General features: G+C 69.8%; 15 protein-coding genes. 4 read left to right on the top strand and 11 right to left on the bottom strand.

Features of this window, described 5'->3' with window-relative positions; translation table 11 throughout:
* Positions 1–7: 7 nt before the first annotated feature.
* The 5 genes from DFJ69_RS19140 to DFJ69_RS19120 all read right to left on the bottom strand — a co-directional run bounded on the left by DFJ69_RS19140 (position 8) and on the right by DFJ69_RS19120 (position 2,748).
* Complete coding sequence (locus tag DFJ69_RS19140) at positions 8–454, bottom strand: SRPBCC family protein (protein WP_116023866.1); 447 nt, start codon at positions 452–454, stop codon at positions 8–10.
* A gap of 392 nt (positions 455–846) precedes the next feature.
* A complete protein-coding gene (locus DFJ69_RS19135) occupies positions 847–1,182 on the bottom strand; it encodes a helix-turn-helix domain-containing protein (RefSeq protein WP_116023865.1) in 336 nt (111 codons plus the stop codon).
* Complete coding sequence (locus tag DFJ69_RS19130) at positions 1,179–1,550, bottom strand: type II toxin-antitoxin system RelE/ParE family toxin (RefSeq protein ID WP_116023864.1); 372 nt, start codon at positions 1,548–1,550, stop codon at positions 1,179–1,181. Before DFJ69_RS19130 ends, DFJ69_RS19135 begins: the two co-directional genes overlap by 4 nt.
* A 224-nt stretch (positions 1,551–1,774) precedes the next feature.
* Complete coding sequence (locus DFJ69_RS19125) at positions 1,775–1,966, bottom strand: DUF397 domain-containing protein (RefSeq protein ID WP_116023863.1); 192 nt, start codon at positions 1,964–1,966, stop codon at positions 1,775–1,777.
* Complete coding sequence (locus DFJ69_RS19120) at positions 1,963–2,748, bottom strand: Scr1 family TA system antitoxin-like transcriptional regulator (protein ID WP_116023862.1); 786 nt, start codon at positions 2,746–2,748, stop codon at positions 1,963–1,965. The genes DFJ69_RS19125 and DFJ69_RS19120 overlap by 4 nt, the downstream gene beginning before the upstream one ends.
* Before the next feature lie 67 nt (positions 2,749–2,815).
* On the opposite strand from DFJ69_RS19120, the gene DFJ69_RS36350 reads away from it, so the two are divergent.
* Positions 2,816–3,328 carry an ATP-binding protein gene (locus DFJ69_RS36350; protein WP_342769869.1) on the top strand — a complete coding sequence of 171 codons (513 nt, stop codon included), beginning with the start codon at positions 2,816–2,818 and terminating at the stop codon, positions 3,326–3,328.
* On the opposite strand, the gene lepB is transcribed toward DFJ69_RS36350, so the two are convergent.
* The 5 genes from lepB to DFJ69_RS19090 all read right to left on the bottom strand — a co-directional run bounded on the left by lepB (position 3,318) and on the right by DFJ69_RS19090 (position 8,952).
* On the bottom strand, positions 3,318–4,148 hold the full coding sequence (lepB, locus tag DFJ69_RS19110) for a signal peptidase I (protein ID WP_116023860.1): 831 nt from the start codon (positions 4,146–4,148) through the stop codon (positions 3,318–3,320). The genes DFJ69_RS36350 and lepB overlap by 11 nt on opposite strands.
* Before the next feature lie 88 nt (positions 4,149–4,236).
* Complete coding sequence (locus DFJ69_RS19105; protein WP_116023859.1) at positions 4,237–4,767, bottom strand: DinB family protein; 531 nt, start codon at positions 4,765–4,767, stop codon at positions 4,237–4,239.
* Complete coding sequence (locus tag DFJ69_RS19100; protein ID WP_116023858.1) at positions 4,767–5,849, bottom strand: glycosyltransferase family 4 protein; 1,083 nt, start codon at positions 5,847–5,849, stop codon at positions 4,767–4,769. Before DFJ69_RS19100 ends, DFJ69_RS19105 begins: the two co-directional genes overlap by 1 nt.
* Positions 5,846–6,763, bottom strand: coding sequence for a glycosyltransferase family 2 protein (locus DFJ69_RS19095; protein WP_211328659.1), 918 nt, complete (start codon positions 6,761–6,763; stop codon positions 5,846–5,848). Before DFJ69_RS19095 ends, DFJ69_RS19100 begins: the two co-directional genes overlap by 4 nt.
* A 41-nt stretch (positions 6,764–6,804) precedes the next feature.
* Positions 6,805–8,952: a hypothetical protein gene (locus DFJ69_RS19090; RefSeq protein ID WP_245974457.1), complete on the bottom strand. Its 2,148-nt coding sequence runs from the start codon at positions 8,950–8,952 to the stop codon at positions 6,805–6,807.
* A 74-nt stretch (positions 8,953–9,026) separates the two neighbouring features.
* On the opposite strand from DFJ69_RS19090, the gene DFJ69_RS19085 reads away from it, so the two are divergent.
* From DFJ69_RS19085 to DFJ69_RS19075, 3 genes are all read left to right on the top strand, one after another.
* The gene (locus tag DFJ69_RS19085; RefSeq protein ID WP_116023855.1) at positions 9,027–9,872 is read left to right on the top strand and encodes a TIGR03089 family protein; all 846 of its coding nucleotides are present in this window, start codon (positions 9,027–9,029) and stop codon (positions 9,870–9,872) included.
* 52 nt (positions 9,873–9,924) lie between these two features.
* Entirely contained in the window at positions 9,925–11,337 is a 1,413-nt protein-coding gene (locus DFJ69_RS19080; RefSeq protein ID WP_116023854.1) for an LCP family protein, read from the top strand.
* A 111-nt stretch (positions 11,338–11,448) separates the two neighbouring features.
* Positions 11,449–12,615: an acyltransferase family protein gene (locus DFJ69_RS19075; protein ID WP_116023853.1), complete on the top strand. Its 1,167-nt coding sequence runs from the start codon at positions 11,449–11,451 to the stop codon at positions 12,613–12,615.
* A 10-nt stretch (positions 12,616–12,625) separates the two neighbouring features.
* Here DFJ69_RS19075 and DFJ69_RS19070 read toward each other — a convergent pair whose 3' ends face one another.
* Positions 12,626–13,804 (bottom strand): right-handed parallel beta-helix repeat-containing protein, encoded by a 1,179-nt coding sequence (locus DFJ69_RS19070; RefSeq protein ID WP_170177712.1) that lies wholly within the window; start codon positions 13,802–13,804, stop codon positions 12,626–12,628.
* Positions 13,805–13,888: the final 84 nt, after the last annotated feature.

Below are 13,888 nucleotides of genomic sequence, written 5' to 3'. Positions count from 1 at the left end.
ACCGTCGTCAGGATGGCACCGGCTGGTGGCGGGTCCGGCAGGCGCGGGCGAGCAACCACAGGAGGGTCACCACCGTCAGGCGGACGATCCACATGACGGGAGGGATGGTGGTCCCGGAGGCCGTCCAACGGACATCGGTGCCGCCCTCGGGGCCGGGGGTCAGCGACACCGTGGCGTGGTAGTTCCACACGGGGATCAGCCGGCCGACGTAGCGGTAGGACATCCGATGCGGCGGCTGCAGATCGGTGATCTCCTCCCGGATCAGGAACGGCCAGATCCCGGTCACGCGCACGGCACCGACGCCTCCCGGCGCGCCACCGCCGCGCCCGTCCCAACGGGACGTGAAGATCAGCGGCTTGGCCCACGACGACCACCGATCGACGTCGGCGAGCAGACCGAAGGCCGTTTCCGGCGGTCCGGCGAGAGACTTGCTGATGCTGTAGTGACAGCGCATATACGGCTTCCCGGGGTTCGACGTCCGAGCAGCGTACGGGGCCCCGCCCGCCGGCGCCCCGTACCGACCCAAGGAACCGCGCCCCGCCGCCTATCAGCCCGGTGACTAGCCGAACATCGCCCGCCACCGCCTGTTCCGGCCAGTGCGTGCACCGGCCGAGGACCTGACGGGCGCGAACGGCCGCCACCGCGTCCGAATCTCGCGAACGAACGCTGCGCTCAGCCGTTCCTGACCACGTGGATCAGGACGCGAGCCTCGCCCGAGGCCCTCCCGCGGCGCGACGTCTCAACTCTTCGAGTCACGAATTCCGATGACGTCACGGAGGTCTGCCACCTCGACGCGATCCGCATGGCCCGAGGACCCGCCGTTGCGGGTGCCCCGCCCCTTGCCCGTCAGGCCGCGTCGGTGTCGGTTCCGCGCAGGATGTACAGATCGTCGCCGAAGACGGCGGAGATCTGGAGGTGACCCCCGAGGGCTTGGACGTAGCGGGCGATGGCTTCCACGGTGGAGACCTCGCCGCGTTCGATCTGGGAGACGCGTCCCTTGGTGACACCCATGCGTTCGGCCGCTTCGGCCTGAGTCAGGCCCAGACCGCGACGGCGCTCGGCGAGCCGGTGACCGTCGATGTACGCCTGGTTGCGCTTGCGGGCCTCGGCCACCGCCTGCTCACCACCGGCGTCGGCAACGATTCCGGCCCGCACGTCGCTCCACTTGGGAAAGTGCGTCATCGCCGCCCCTCCTCCTCTTCCCGTTCCTTCAGGTACTCGGCGTACAGTTCCTCGGCCCGTGGGATGGCCTGCTTATACCAACCGGACCAGTCCCCTGACTTGTCCCCACCAACCAGCAGGATCGCCGACCTCCACGGATCGAAGACGAAGACGATTCTGATCTCCGAACGGCCTGCCGAACCGGGCCGTAACTCCTTGAGGTTGTGAATCTGAGAACCCTCCAGTCGATCGACCAGCGGTCGCCCCAACCCCGGGCCACCCTCCGCCAGCCGGTCGATGGCATCGACGACTTGGGCCATGGACTTGCCCTCTAGGGCGTTGACCCAAGTCAGGAACTCATCGGTAACGCGGATCTCCCACTCGTCCACCCTGCGAGTATAGCAAATCCTCTACCCCGAGGATCGTCCTCCACCCGACCGCCGGCGGCTCGGGCGCTGCGAACGCCGCCTGGCTGTGCCGGGTCTGCGACGAGTCGGGCCGGGCCTGCGGACACCAAGAAGCCCTCCCCAGCGAAGTGGTGGGCGAGGGCCTGGTGGGAAGAACGACGCCTACTGCGCCTTGATCTCACGAACGAGCGACGCGAACGCCATGCTCAGCCGTTCTTGATCCCTTCGAGCAGGGAGGCGAACGCCGTGCGCCGGAGGGTCAGCGGGGAGACGTCCGGGTTCTTGGAGTCTCTGATACCGATGGCGGGATGGAGATCGGCCACTTCGACGCAGTCCGACTGGCCGCCTTGGCCGGATCCGGTTCCGCTTCGGCTGCTCTTTCGCCACTCAGGGGTCACGAGTATCCCGCCTTCGCCTTCTCGATCAAAGTGATCGATTCATCGACCGACAGTGCCCTGTCCCCGATGTGGTCGAGCCTTGCCCGATAGGTGCGTATCTCGGTCGAGTCGGACACCAATCTACCACCCCCACTCGCCTCGACATAGGCGAAGGTCGCTCGGTCCGCAGCGATGATTTTGAACGATCCGTCCCGCCCCGCATGGGCGCCGACACTGCGCGGGACCACGCGGATCACCACATTAGGTAGTTGTGCCAGTTCGACCAGGCGGTCGAGTTGACCTCGCATGACCACCGGGCCTCCGACGGGCTGGTCGATGACGCCCTGATCCAGGAACGCCCTGACCAGGGGTTTGGGCTTGCGAGAGACCGCTTCCTGACGCCTCATTCTGATGTCGACCAGCTTGTCGATCTCCTCCTTCTCGAGGGGGTCGGTCGCGGCGGCGTAGACCGCGCGGGCGTAACCCTCCGTCTGGAACCAGCCCGGCATCCAGGTGACCTCCCAGATGTTGACCTCCGTTGCCCGCGCTTCGAGATCCAGGGCCGTTCGAAACCAGTTCGGGTCGTGGCCGCGCTTGGCGTGGTGGTGGATCAGGGCGAGCAGACCGCCGGTCCGGTATCGCTCGTCGAGGATCGCGAGCGCGTGTGTCGGAGGCTTCAGCAGCCCCGATTCCCAGTGAGAGACAGTCTGCCGAGCGTTGTTGGTCCATTGCCCCACTCCTGCGCACGACAGCCCCTCTCTCGTACGGAGAAAGTGCAGGTAGAAGGCGAGGAGGTCCCACATTGACGCACGTGGGTCGAGGAGTTCCCTGCGAATCACCGATGTCCCTTCCGTTTTGATCTTGTCTCTGATGCCTCGATATTCATGGCGACGCCACCGAGGCCCTGTCCATGCTGTGGCCCCAGTCACACGATCGCGTAAGCGGGTGGTCACAGTGCGTACGGTACGGGCAACGGGGCTCTTTCGTGAGTTTCTTGCCACAAAAGCATCAGCCGGGGTCGTACGGGACGCCGTGGGACGGGGATTGCGCGAAATGGGAATGGCGCACGCGGTGGGGGACGCCGTGCTCATCGCCGATGAGCTGGTCTGCAATGCCATCGCCGTCTCGCCCAAAGGGGCCATGGTGCGGGTGTGGCTCGATCGGCGGGCCGAGGGTGTCGTGCTGGCGGTGTGGGATCAGGACGAGCGGATGCCGGAGCTCAAGCGGGTGGAGATCACGCTGGAGACGCTCGACGTGTCCGAGGAGAACTTCGACGAGAACGGGGGTTGGGGCATTCCGCTCGTTCTCGCGTTGAGTCGTCGGTGCTGGACGGTGCGGACGCCGCCGCACGGCAAGTGGGTCTGCGCCCTGATCAACGCCTGATGCGACCCCGGCGCGCGCGGCGGCGACGGCCGGGTGGGCGACCGGGCAGGGAGAGGCGGTCGCCACGGCCGAGGAAGGTCAAAGACAGGGCGGCGGCCAGGCCCAGGGTGGGCGAGGGGGCGTGCAGGGTCGGGGCCTGGAGGGGGTCGGGGACCGGCAGGTTGCCCGCGCGGTCGAGGGGCCAGATGATCACGAAGGCGCGGCCGACGACGTTCTTCTCCGGGATCACGCCGCCGCCGGGGGCGTCGCGGTGGGCGCGCGAGTCGCGGGACTGGGAGCGGTGGTCGCCCATGACCCAGAGGGAGCCGGGAGGGACCAGCACCTCGAAGGGCCGGTCGGAGGGGCGGTCCTGCTCGTTGGTGATCGGGTCGCGGAAGAGGTAGTCGCGCTCGTCCACGGGCACGCCGTTGACGGTGATGCGTCCTTGGGCGTCGCAGCACCTGACCCAGTCGCCGCCGGCGCCCACGACGCGCTTGACGTACTCCTTCTTCCCCGGAGCGATCCCGAAGAGCCCGCCGACGGCCCGGGCCGCGCCGATCAGGGGGTTGGACCCGGAGCGCTTCCCGGCGTCCCAGGAGTCCTCCCCGTGGAAGACGACGACCTCGCCCCGCTGCACGTCGCGCGTGCGATAGACGAACTTGTTGACCAGGACCCGGTCGCCCACCCGGAGCGTGTTCTCCATGGACTCCGACGGGATGTAGAACGGCTGGACGACGAACGTCCGCACGATCATGGTGAGGACCAGGGCGAACCCCGCGAGAACGAGCAACTCGCGCCAGCGGCGACGTCTCTTCTTCCCGACGGCCTCATCGACGGACATCGCACCCACCCTGATCGCCGGTTCCTCGCCCTCGACAAGATACTAGCCAGTAATCGCACAAATTCGAGGCGCCGGATGCGCCGTTCGCTCAATGCCCGGTCGTGCCGTCGATGCGTTCGCGCAGCAGATCGGCGTGCCCGTTGTGACGGGCGTACTCCTGGATCATGACGGAGTAGACCCAGCGAAGGCTCATCTCCACCTTCCGGTACGGATCGAGGAACACCTCGTCCAGGGAACGACCGGCGACGGCACGACGTGCCAGGTCGACCTCGCGCAGATAAACGGCGTGGTCGGCCACGGTGTCGGCCCCGTCCACGTCGTCGAACTCGGCGTTCATGTTCGCGTCGGTGCAGTAGAGGTGGCCGACGTCCTGTCCGGCGAATCGGTTGCGGAACCAGTCCCGTTCCACCTCGGCCATGTGTCGGAGCAGCCCGAGCAGGGACAGGTTCGACGGCTCGACGCAGCGGAGCTTGAGCTGCTCGGCGGTGAGGCCGCCGCATTTCCACAGCAGAACGCGTCGGTGGTGATCGAGCCAGGCGTCGGCGACGGCGCGTTCATCTCCGACCGATGCGGCGAAGTGCTCGTCGGTGCGCGGAGACTCCGGGAAGGACCAGGTCATCAGCCGGCGTCGGGCAGGAGACGTTCGAGGTACGCGGCCCACAGGGGCGCGTCGTCGACCGGGCGGACGGCGGAGCGGAGGCGTTCGGGCTCCCCGGGGGCGTAGAAGCGCTTGAGCGTCTGCGTCAGCGACTCCACGGAGTCGGCGTCGCACAGCAACCCGTCCACACCATCCCGAACCTGGCCGGGAAAGCCCCCGACACGGGTGGCGATGACGGGGACGCCGTGCTCGTACGCCATCCACACGTTCTGCGAGGCGGTCGCCGAACGGTACGGCAGGACGAGCGCGTCCGCCTCGGCGAACAGCCCGGGGACGTCGGCGGCGGGAACGTAGCCGGGGCGCAGCGACACCCGCTCGTCCAGGCCCAACGAGGTGATGAGGGAACGGGTCGCGTCCACGCCGCCCCAGAACTCCCCCGCGACCGTCAGCGAGACCTCCGGAGGCCCGGCGGCCAACGCGCGCAGCAGAACGTCCAGCCCCTTGTACGGGCGGACGATGCCGAAGAACAGCAGACGAGAACGCACACCCGACGACACGGCACCGGACACGGCGGGCGTGGGCAGGTGCGGCGGCATCTCGGCGACGCGCACCGGACGCCCGGTCAGTTCGCGCGCCAGCGACGCCTGCTGATCGGAGTGGACCAGGACGCCGTCCACCCGCCGGAGCAGCGCCTTCATCAGCGGCACGTCGTACGGCTTGCGCTCGTGGGGCAGCACGTTGTGGCACAGCGCCACCACCGGGACCCGCCCCCCGAGGCCCCGCAGGATGCCCAGGTACGAGGGGACCTGAACGGGCGTGAGCACGGCGGGCACCACCAGGTCGCACGACCGCAACCGGCGTCCGGTCAGCCACCAGCCGTCGGGACGACGCCACGACAGGTCGTGCCGGGTGCCCTCGAACGGCGTCCCCTCCGGAGAGTCGATGGTCTGCTGACCCGGATAGAGGAAGGCCGGGTACTGGGCCTTCCACGACTCGACCACCACGTCGTGCCCGGCCGCCGTCAGCCGGTGCGCCAGCTCGGTGGTGTGATGCGCGCCACCGCCCTTGTAGGGGAAGGCGGGGCCGACGATGCCGATCCTCATGTGTCGCCCCGAGAACGGACGATCAGGTCCGCCAGCAGGGCCAACGACGCGATCAGCAACCCGGTGATGAAGATCATGACGGTGTTGTTGGCGAAGTAGCCGAAGTGCACCACCATGTCGAAGACGCCCTTGCCCAGGCCGATGGCCAGCAGCCACAGCGCCGGCGGCATCAGCACCTTGAGCGGGTTGAAGTACATCACCATCCGCAGCACCTGAAGGATGTAGCGGTAGGCGTCCTTGGTGAAGTGGAACTTCGACTTGCCGGCCCGCTTGTAGTAGTCGATCGGCACGTACTTCACGGGGTGCTGGTTCGACAGGAACGCGATGGTGATGGTCGTCACGCAGGAGAAGCCGGGGGGCAGCAGCCGCAGGTAGGGCAGCGACACCTGGCGGCGGAACGCCCGGAGCCCGGAGTTCAGGTCGGGGATCCTGCTGTTGGTGAGCCGCTCGGCCACCTTGCGGATGAACCACTTGGCCGGGACCCGCAGCAGCTTGTGGGTGCCCTCCTCGCTCAGCCGGGCCCCCACCACCTGGTCCACGGCGGGCTCGGTGTCGAGGATCTCGACCAGCTCGGGGATCCGCTCGTTCGGGTACGTCATGTCGGCGTCGGTCCAGACGACGATGTCGCCGCGCGCCTGCTGGGTGCCGATGCGACGGACCGTGCCCGAGCCGCTGTTCTGCTGGAAGGCCATGATCCGCATATTGGGGAAGCGGGGGGCCGCCTCCTCCAGCCGTTCCAGGGTGGCGTCGGTCGAGCGGTCGTCGACGGCCAGCAGCTCGTAGGTCCGGCCGCTGGCGTCCATGGCCTTGCAGATGCGCTCGACCTCATCGATGACGTGGTCCTGCTCGTTGTAACAGGGCAGGACGATCGTCACGTGAACGGACTCGGTGTCGGATTGGGGCTCGGTGCTCACGCGGGCCGAGGATACTCGTCCTGACGCGGCGGTGTGGACGGTCAGGGCGACGGCTCGGACATCCAGAGCTCGATGTTGAGCGGCCAGGTGCCGTTCGGAGGGGTCGTGAGGGACCGTTCGTCCTGGCGCGTGCGCAGGCGGAACACCCGCTCGGGGGGCCCGTGCCGGTCGACCTCCCGGGCGCTCGCGCCGAGGATCACCGGGCGGCGGCTCACGTCCCGGATCCGGTCGACGACGCGGCGCACGTCACGGTCGGCCGAGCCCGCCGCGAGCCCGGCCGCCGGGATCCCGCACATGCTGCGGATCACCGGCACGAAGCTGTCGGCGACGGGCGCGTTCACGATGACGACCGAGCGGCCGGGGCCGATCTGGCGGCAGAGCGTGCGCACGGCGGCGACCTCGCCCCGCTCGGTGGGCTCGAACATCAGCGGCCAGGATGTCACCGTGATCGGCGTCACCACGGCCAGCGCCCCCGCCACGGCCACCGGCAGCGCCGCCCGCCGCCATCGGGGATGGGCCCGGAGGCGGCGCATGGACCACGCGAGCCCGTACAGCGCGAGCAGCAGCATGCCCGGCAGGACGATCGAGACCAGCCGGCGGGAGGCCCAGGGCTGGTCGGGGGTGATGCCGGGCCGGTAGAGGGTCGTCACCGTGGTCCACGCGATCACCATGAACGGCAGCACCCACTCGCCGTTGCGACGCTGGAGCAGCCGCCGCGCCAGCAGGGCCGCGCCCAGCGTCGCGAGCAGCACCACCGGCACCCCGACGTACCAGACGGCCCAGTAGAGGGACTGCTCGGAGTATTGGCGTTCGCCGTCGATCGCGAGGTGGCCGATCCGTTGGACCTGCTCGATGAACTCGACGTTGACCCGGTCCTCCTCGGTGCGCGGGGCGCGGCGCACGGTCTGGAGGTGCGGGCGCACCGCGAAGCCGACGACGACCAGCAGCGCGCCCAGCGCCGCCAGGTCGGGCAGACGACCGGACGAGAGCCGCCCGCCGAGACGGCCCAGCCGCGTCCCCGAGGGAGGCCAGCGCAGCGCCGCCGTCATCAGGGCGGTGGCGGCGATCACGACCATGGCGAGCAGCAGCGCGGGGCGCAGCGAGTCGCTCAGATAGTTCAGGTACGGGCGCGACTTGGTGTACCCCTCCAGCAGGCCCGCGCCGGCGCCCAAGGCCAGTCCGGCGACCATCGGCGGCGCGGTCGAACGGCGGCGCGAGGCCAGCAGCCCGGCGAACACGACGACGGGCAGCAGGTCGCGGATGCCGTCGATGCGCACCAGCAGGATGAGCCCCAGCGCCAGACCGCCGAGGAAGGCCCGCACCCGCGCCGCCGGCGACTCCAGGTCCCGAACGTCCTGGAGCAGGCTCAGCCCCCCGAAGAGCAGCACCAGCGCGGGCAGTTCGCTGTACGTGGAGCGGGCGAGCCACTGCATCGGCAGCATCAGCGCCAGCGCCAGCGCCCCCAACGGGGCCCAGCGGGGACCCACCAGCCGCGCGGTCAGCCCGCCGAACGACAGCACCGCGCACGCGCCCAGCAGCGGCCCGATGGCGAGCATGGCGTGCGTCCCGCCGATCCAGCCGCCGAGCGCCAGCATCATCGGCAGCCCCGCCATGAACTGCGGCGAGATGTGCCCGCCCTCGGCGTAGAACGCGGGGCCGTCGAACTTCAGCGCCGGGTCGCCGCCGCCGAACGCCCAGCGCATCGGGTCGACCGGCAGCGAGCCGTGGTCGTTCAACCAGGTCGCGAACTGCACGTACGAGGCGGGGTCGCGGCGCACGATCACCTGTTCGGCGCCCATCGCGAGCTCCAGCGCGCCGAACGCCACCGCGACGGCGACCACGCCGCCGGTCGCCCACCACGAGACGGGACCGCGCAGCCCGGCGGTCAGCTCCAGGCGCGTCCGGTCCCAGAAGCCCGCCTTGAGCGTCAGGAACGCGACCGGGACGAACAGCGCGAGCGCCGGGCCGAGCCGGAACCAGCCGCCCATCAGCAGCGGCAGCGACACCGCCAGCCAGGCCACCACCAGCAGCGCCGGCGCGACGGTGAGCCGTGCCAGCACCCGGCCCGCCCGCGTCGACAGGCCCCGGGACCGCGCGTCGTTCGGGAACGGCATCGGCAGTCGCAGCGTCGCGGTCCTGCGTTCCGCCGGACCGCGCCCGCTCGACCCCGACGGCCGTTGCGCACTCAACTGCTGAGGTTCGTCCACTGCCTGCGCAGGGTACCGGGCCTCCGATCAAGGGGTGGGGCCGTACGCTCTGCGACATGGCTGAGAACGGACCCGCGGAACTGCTGGCACGGCGACTGGCGGAGGACCCGTCGCGACCGCTGGTGACCTTCTACGACGACACCGCCGGCGAACGGGTGGAGTTGTCGGCCAAGACGTTCGCCAACTGGGTCGCCAAGACGGCGAACCTGCTCGTGGACGGGCTGGGCGCGCAGCCCGGCGACCGCGTGGTGCTGGTGCTGCCGCCGCACTGGCAGACCGCCGTGTGGCTGATGGCGTGCTGGTCGGCAGGCCTGGTGGCCGAGCCCCTCGAACCTGACGTCGCGATCGACGGGGACGGCCCGTACCTCCTGGTGGTCGCCGAGGACGTGCTGAGCGCCCCCGGCTGGTACGACGAGCACGGCGCGAACGCCGACGAGGTGGTGGGGCTGTCGCTGCACGCGCTGGGCGGCCCGCTGGGCGATCACCCGCCGGAGGTGCTCGACTACGCCGTCGAGGTCCGGGGGTACGGGGACCGGTTCATGCCGTACGCTCCCGTGGACGCGGACGCGCCGGTGCTTCGAGTGACTCAAGGGACCGAAGGGACACACGTGACATTCGCCACATCGACTGCCGCGGAGTTGACCCGTCGGGCCGTCGAAGCCGCCGGTGAATGGGGGTTGGGGGCCGGCGGCCGGGTGCTGACGACGGCGCCCTTCACCACGCTCGGCGGTGTGCTGGCCGGCCTGCTCGCCCCCTTGGCGGCCGGGGGTTCCGTCATAATCCAACGAAATCTCGACGAGGCCGCCCTTGATCGACGAATCTCCTTGGAGCATGTGACAGCGGTGGCCGGCGCGGGCGGCCGGGGCGGTGCCCCAGGCTCCGTGCGCCGGCTGGTGATCTGACCCCGACCGACCCGACCCCCGACCGGGGTCCCGCGCACGACCGCAGGAGCCCATGAACAGCAACCCGATGTACATGGAGTACGTCGACGACGCCGACGAACCGCCGGTACGGCGGCGCGGCTGGCGCGTCCTGGGCTGGGTCGCCATCGGACTGTCGGTCGCGCTGGTCGCCTCGAGCCTGGGCGTCTACGGCTACTACTGGAAGCTGAACGGCAACATCGCGCGGGAGAACCTCGACTACGGGGTCCGGCCCGAGAAGCTCAACGACGCGATGAACATCCTGCTGCTGGGCTCCGACACCCGCGAGGGCGGCAACGCCAAGTACGGCAAGACGATGCGCAACGACCCGCCGCGCTCGGACACGATGATCCTGCTCCACCTGTCGCCCGGCGGCGAGCAGGCGATGGGCATCAGCTTCCCCCGCGACCTCATGGTGCCGATCCCCACGTGCACCGCCCGGGACGGGAGCAAGGTCCCGGCCTCCTCGGTGGCGATGATCAACGAGTCGTTCACCCGGGGCGGGGCGGTCTGCACCGTCCAGACCATCGAGGGCATCACCAACGTCCACATCGACCACTTCCTGCAGGTCGACTTCACGGGGTTCAAGAACATCACCTCGGCGGTCGGCGGGGTCGAGGTCTGTCTGCCCAGGGACGTCGACGACCGGCAGGCCAAGCTGCGGCTCTCCAAGGGCCGGCACACCATCAAGGGCGAGACCGCGCTGGCCTTCGTGCGCGCCCGCAAGGGCCTGGGCAACGGCTCCGACATCGACCGGATCAAGCGGCAGCAGCAGTTCATGGGCTCGCTGGCGAAGAAGGCGATGAGCGCCGGGGTGCTCAGCAACCCGGTCAAGCTGAACGCCCTGCTGAGCGCCGCCACCAAGTCGCTGACCACCGACGACGACCTGGACATCGGGGCGATGACCAAGATCGCGCGAGGGATGCAGGGGCTGACGGCCGGCAAGCTCCGCTTCGTCACCGTGCCGTGGGAGTGGTACGCGCCCGACCCCAACCGGGTGGCGCTCAAGCAGCCCGACGCCGACCAGTTCTTCTCCGCGATCCGCAACGACCGGGGCATCGCCGAGAAGAAGCCCGACCCCGCCGCCACCAAGATCGCCCCGCGCGACGTGCGGGTGCGGGTCTACAACGCCAGCGGCATCCAGGGCCAGGCCGGCCGGGTCGCCGAACAGCTCCAGGCGCAGGGCTACCAGGTCGCCGGCGTGGGCAACCTCCAGGGCCGGTACAAGACCAAGGTGATGTACGGGCCGGGCGCCGACCGCCACGCCTCCGCCCTGGCCGCGGTGATCCCCGACATCCCCCGCCCGACCGCGCGCGGCAAGGGGGCCACGACCGGCATCGTGGACCTGGTGGTGGGCACCGACTTCCCCGGGCTCAAGCCCCGCAAGAGCGGCATCCCCACCCAAGAGAACGAGGTCAGGGCCACCGACGACGTCTGCAAGGCGTGACCGCGCCCGCCTTGCCCGTTTGGCCGGACCCCTGGAACGTTCCTCCTGTACGGTCGTAACCCCTGACTCCGCGCAACCGCGGGGTGACCCCCACCATGGACACCCGAACCCATGACCCAGATCATTCAGCTCCCCTTCTGGCGTTCCTCCGCCTCGGACACCCCCGCCGGTGCGGCCCCGAGGACGACGTCGGACGCCCCCGCCGAGACGCCCCCCGGCACCCCGGCGTCGGAGGCCCCTCGGCGTCGGGAACGTGACCCGTTCTTCGACAACGCCAAGTTCCTGGCGATCCTGCTGGTGGTGGTCGGGCACGCCATCGCGTCGCTGCGGGACGTGCCGCTGGCGCGGGGGCTGTACCTGCTGATCTACATGTTCCACATGCCGCTGTTCATCGTGATCACCGGCTATCTGTCGCGGGGCTTCACCTTCGGGTCCGGCAAGGCGCGGCGGCTGATCGTCCAGCTCGGCGTGCCGTACGTGGTGTTCGAGGTGGCCTACTCGGTCTACGACTGGCAGGTCGGCAACAACGAGCTGAAGATCAGCCTGCTGGACCCGTACTTCCTCACGTGGTTCCTGATGGCGCTGTTCCTGTGGCGGCTGTCCACGCCGGTCTGGCAGCAGATCCGGTGGCCGCTGGCGGTGGCGGTGGGTGTCTCGCTGCTGGCGTACATGGGCGATCTGGGCAGCCAGTTGGAGCTGCACCGCACGCTCGGGCTGCTGCCGTTCTACGTGCTCGGCCTGATGCTGCGGCCCGAGCACTTCGATCTGGTCAAGCGGCGCGGCGCGCGGGTGCTGGGCCTCGTGGTGATGGCGGGCGGCGCGGCGGTCGCGTTCGCGGCGATGAACCGCATGGACTCCGACTGGGTCTACTGGAAGCACGACCACGCCGACTTCGGCGTGGGCAACCTGACGGGCACCGGCATGCGGCTGGCCATGATGGTCGCCGCCGTCGTCCTCATCGCCGCCTTCCTGTCCCTGGTGCCGCGCCGCCGCACCTGGTTCACCGGCCTCGGCGCGATGACCCTGTACGCGTACCTGCTGCACGGGTTCCTCACCCGGCTGATGCAGTTCACCGGCTTCGACGACCTCGAGGTGTGGGGCACCGTGCCCGGAGTGCTCGGCATGATCGCCATCGCGCTGGCCGTCGGCACGGTGCTGTGCACGCCCCCGGTCGTCCGTTCCATGCGGTGGCTGATGGAGCCGCCGCTCAACTGGATCTTCACCGGCCTGCGCCGCCCCGCGACCGCGAAGGACCGGGTCGGGCACCGCGTCTCCTGACCACTGCGGCTCAGCCGCGCTGGGGCTCCTGCCGGAAGCCGATCCACCGCTCGTTGTTGTAGCGGAACGAGGGCGCGGCGTTGCCCGACACGAGCACGTCGCGCAGGGGCGCGGTCTCGGTGTAGGCGGCGAGCCCGACGCCCCACCGGCCGGTCCCGGTGAGCGGGCCGACGGAGTTGCCGGTGATCTCGACCGTGGTCAGCGGGTTGACGCCGGAGTTCGCGCCCCGGACGTACACGCCGCCGTGACAGCCGGTGATCTGGTTGTCGCGCACGTACAGGAGCTCGGTGTTGAACGGCGTGATCGCGTCCCACCTGGTGTTGCGGACCGTGTTGGACTCGATCCACACCCGTGAGTGACGCACGTTGTCGACGGCGGTGTGGGAACCGGCGAGCGTCCCCCAGCCCGGCTTGGACCCCGAGGTGTCGCAGAGGTTGCCCACGATGCGGATGTCGGTGCACGGGGTGTTGTCCCTGGCGCCCGCCCAGGTGTTGCCGGAGCCGGCCAGGTCGAGCTGCACGGCCTCGCCGTGCCAGAGGCCCTGACCGGGGTCGTGCACCCAGCCGTGGAGCCGGCAGTTCCGGACGGTGGCGTTGCGCACGGCGTTCAGCTCGATCGCGTGCCACCACTTGACGTTGTAGATGGTCAGCCCGTCCAGTTCGACGTTCGACGTGTGCTGCATCGTGATGACGTTCATCGCGGGCGCCGGGCGGGCGGTGTCGAAGTCGTCGCCCGTGACGCCCTGGAGGTAGTGCCAGGTGGGATCCCAGGATCCGCCGGCGATCCGGATGTTCCCGGGGGCGGAGTAGCCGCCGGTGGTCGCCGCGGGCACCCGGTTGAGCACCATCGTCCTGGCCGTCCCCGTGGTGACGAAGTCGGCGACGAAGCGCGCGTCCGTGCAGTCGAGAAACGTGTTCCCGGGGACGATGAGGGTGGCGCGCAGGACATGGCGGTGGTTCGGCCGCGCGCGAACGATGATCCTGCCCTTGTCGTCCCGCCCGGCAGGCCCCTCGACGTTGTCGGCCGCGAAGTCCAGCGCCCGGCGCAGGGCGACGACCGTGGAGTCCTCGCCGGCCGGATAGGGGTTGACCGCGGCGACCGCGGCACCGGCCCGGCCGCCCACGACGGCACCGCCCAACAGCGCCGCGCCGCCCGCCATTCCGGCCCGGAGAATTCCTCGACGACTCATCACCATGACGTAGTCCCATCACCGAATACTGAAGATCATCAAGCCGAAAGGGAAAATTAACACCCGAGCCTCAATGAGTCAAGG

Source organism: Thermomonospora umbrina (assembly GCF_003386555.1).
GTDB classification, from domain to species: domain Bacteria; phylum Actinomycetota; class Actinomycetes; order Streptosporangiales; family Streptosporangiaceae; genus Thermomonospora; species Thermomonospora umbrina.
This window is presented reverse-complemented; position numbering and strand designations above follow the sequence as displayed.

What these genes read in the sequence shown, in the direction of transcription:
- DFJ69_RS19140 (WP_116023866.1), bottom strand. Translation starts at nt 454, where the DNA reads ATGCGCTGTCACTACAGCATCAGCAAGTCTCTCGCCGGACCGCCGGAA.
- DFJ69_RS19135 (WP_116023865.1), bottom strand. Translation starts at nt 1,182, where the DNA reads ATGACGCACTTTCCCAAGTGGAGCGACGTGCGGGCCGGAATCGTTGCC.
- DFJ69_RS19120 (WP_116023862.1), bottom strand. Translation starts at nt 2,748, where the DNA reads ATGTGGGACCTCCTCGCCTTCTACCTGCACTTTCTCCGTACGAGAGAG.
- DFJ69_RS36350 (WP_342769869.1), top strand. Translation starts at nt 2,816, where the DNA reads ATGCCTCGATATTCATGGCGACGCCACCGAGGCCCTGTCCATGCTGTG.
- lepB (WP_116023860.1), bottom strand. Translation starts at nt 4,148, where the DNA reads ATGTCCGTCGATGAGGCCGTCGGGAAGAAGAGACGTCGCCGCTGGCGC.
- DFJ69_RS19105 (WP_116023859.1), bottom strand. Translation starts at nt 4,767, where the DNA reads ATGACCTGGTCCTTCCCGGAGTCTCCGCGCACCGACGAGCACTTCGCC.
- DFJ69_RS19100 (WP_116023858.1), bottom strand. Translation starts at nt 5,849, where the DNA reads ATGAGGATCGGCATCGTCGGCCCCGCCTTCCCCTACAAGGGCGGTGGC.
- DFJ69_RS19085 (WP_116023855.1), top strand. Translation starts at nt 9,027, where the DNA reads ATGGCTGAGAACGGACCCGCGGAACTGCTGGCACGGCGACTGGCGGAG.
- DFJ69_RS19080 (WP_116023854.1), top strand. Translation starts at nt 9,925, where the DNA reads ATGAACAGCAACCCGATGTACATGGAGTACGTCGACGACGCCGACGAA.
- DFJ69_RS19075 (WP_116023853.1), top strand. Translation starts at nt 11,449, where the DNA reads ATGACCCAGATCATTCAGCTCCCCTTCTGGCGTTCCTCCGCCTCGGAC.
- DFJ69_RS19070 (WP_170177712.1), bottom strand. Translation starts at nt 13,804, where the DNA reads ATGAGTCGTCGAGGAATTCTCCGGGCCGGAATGGCGGGCGGCGCGGCG.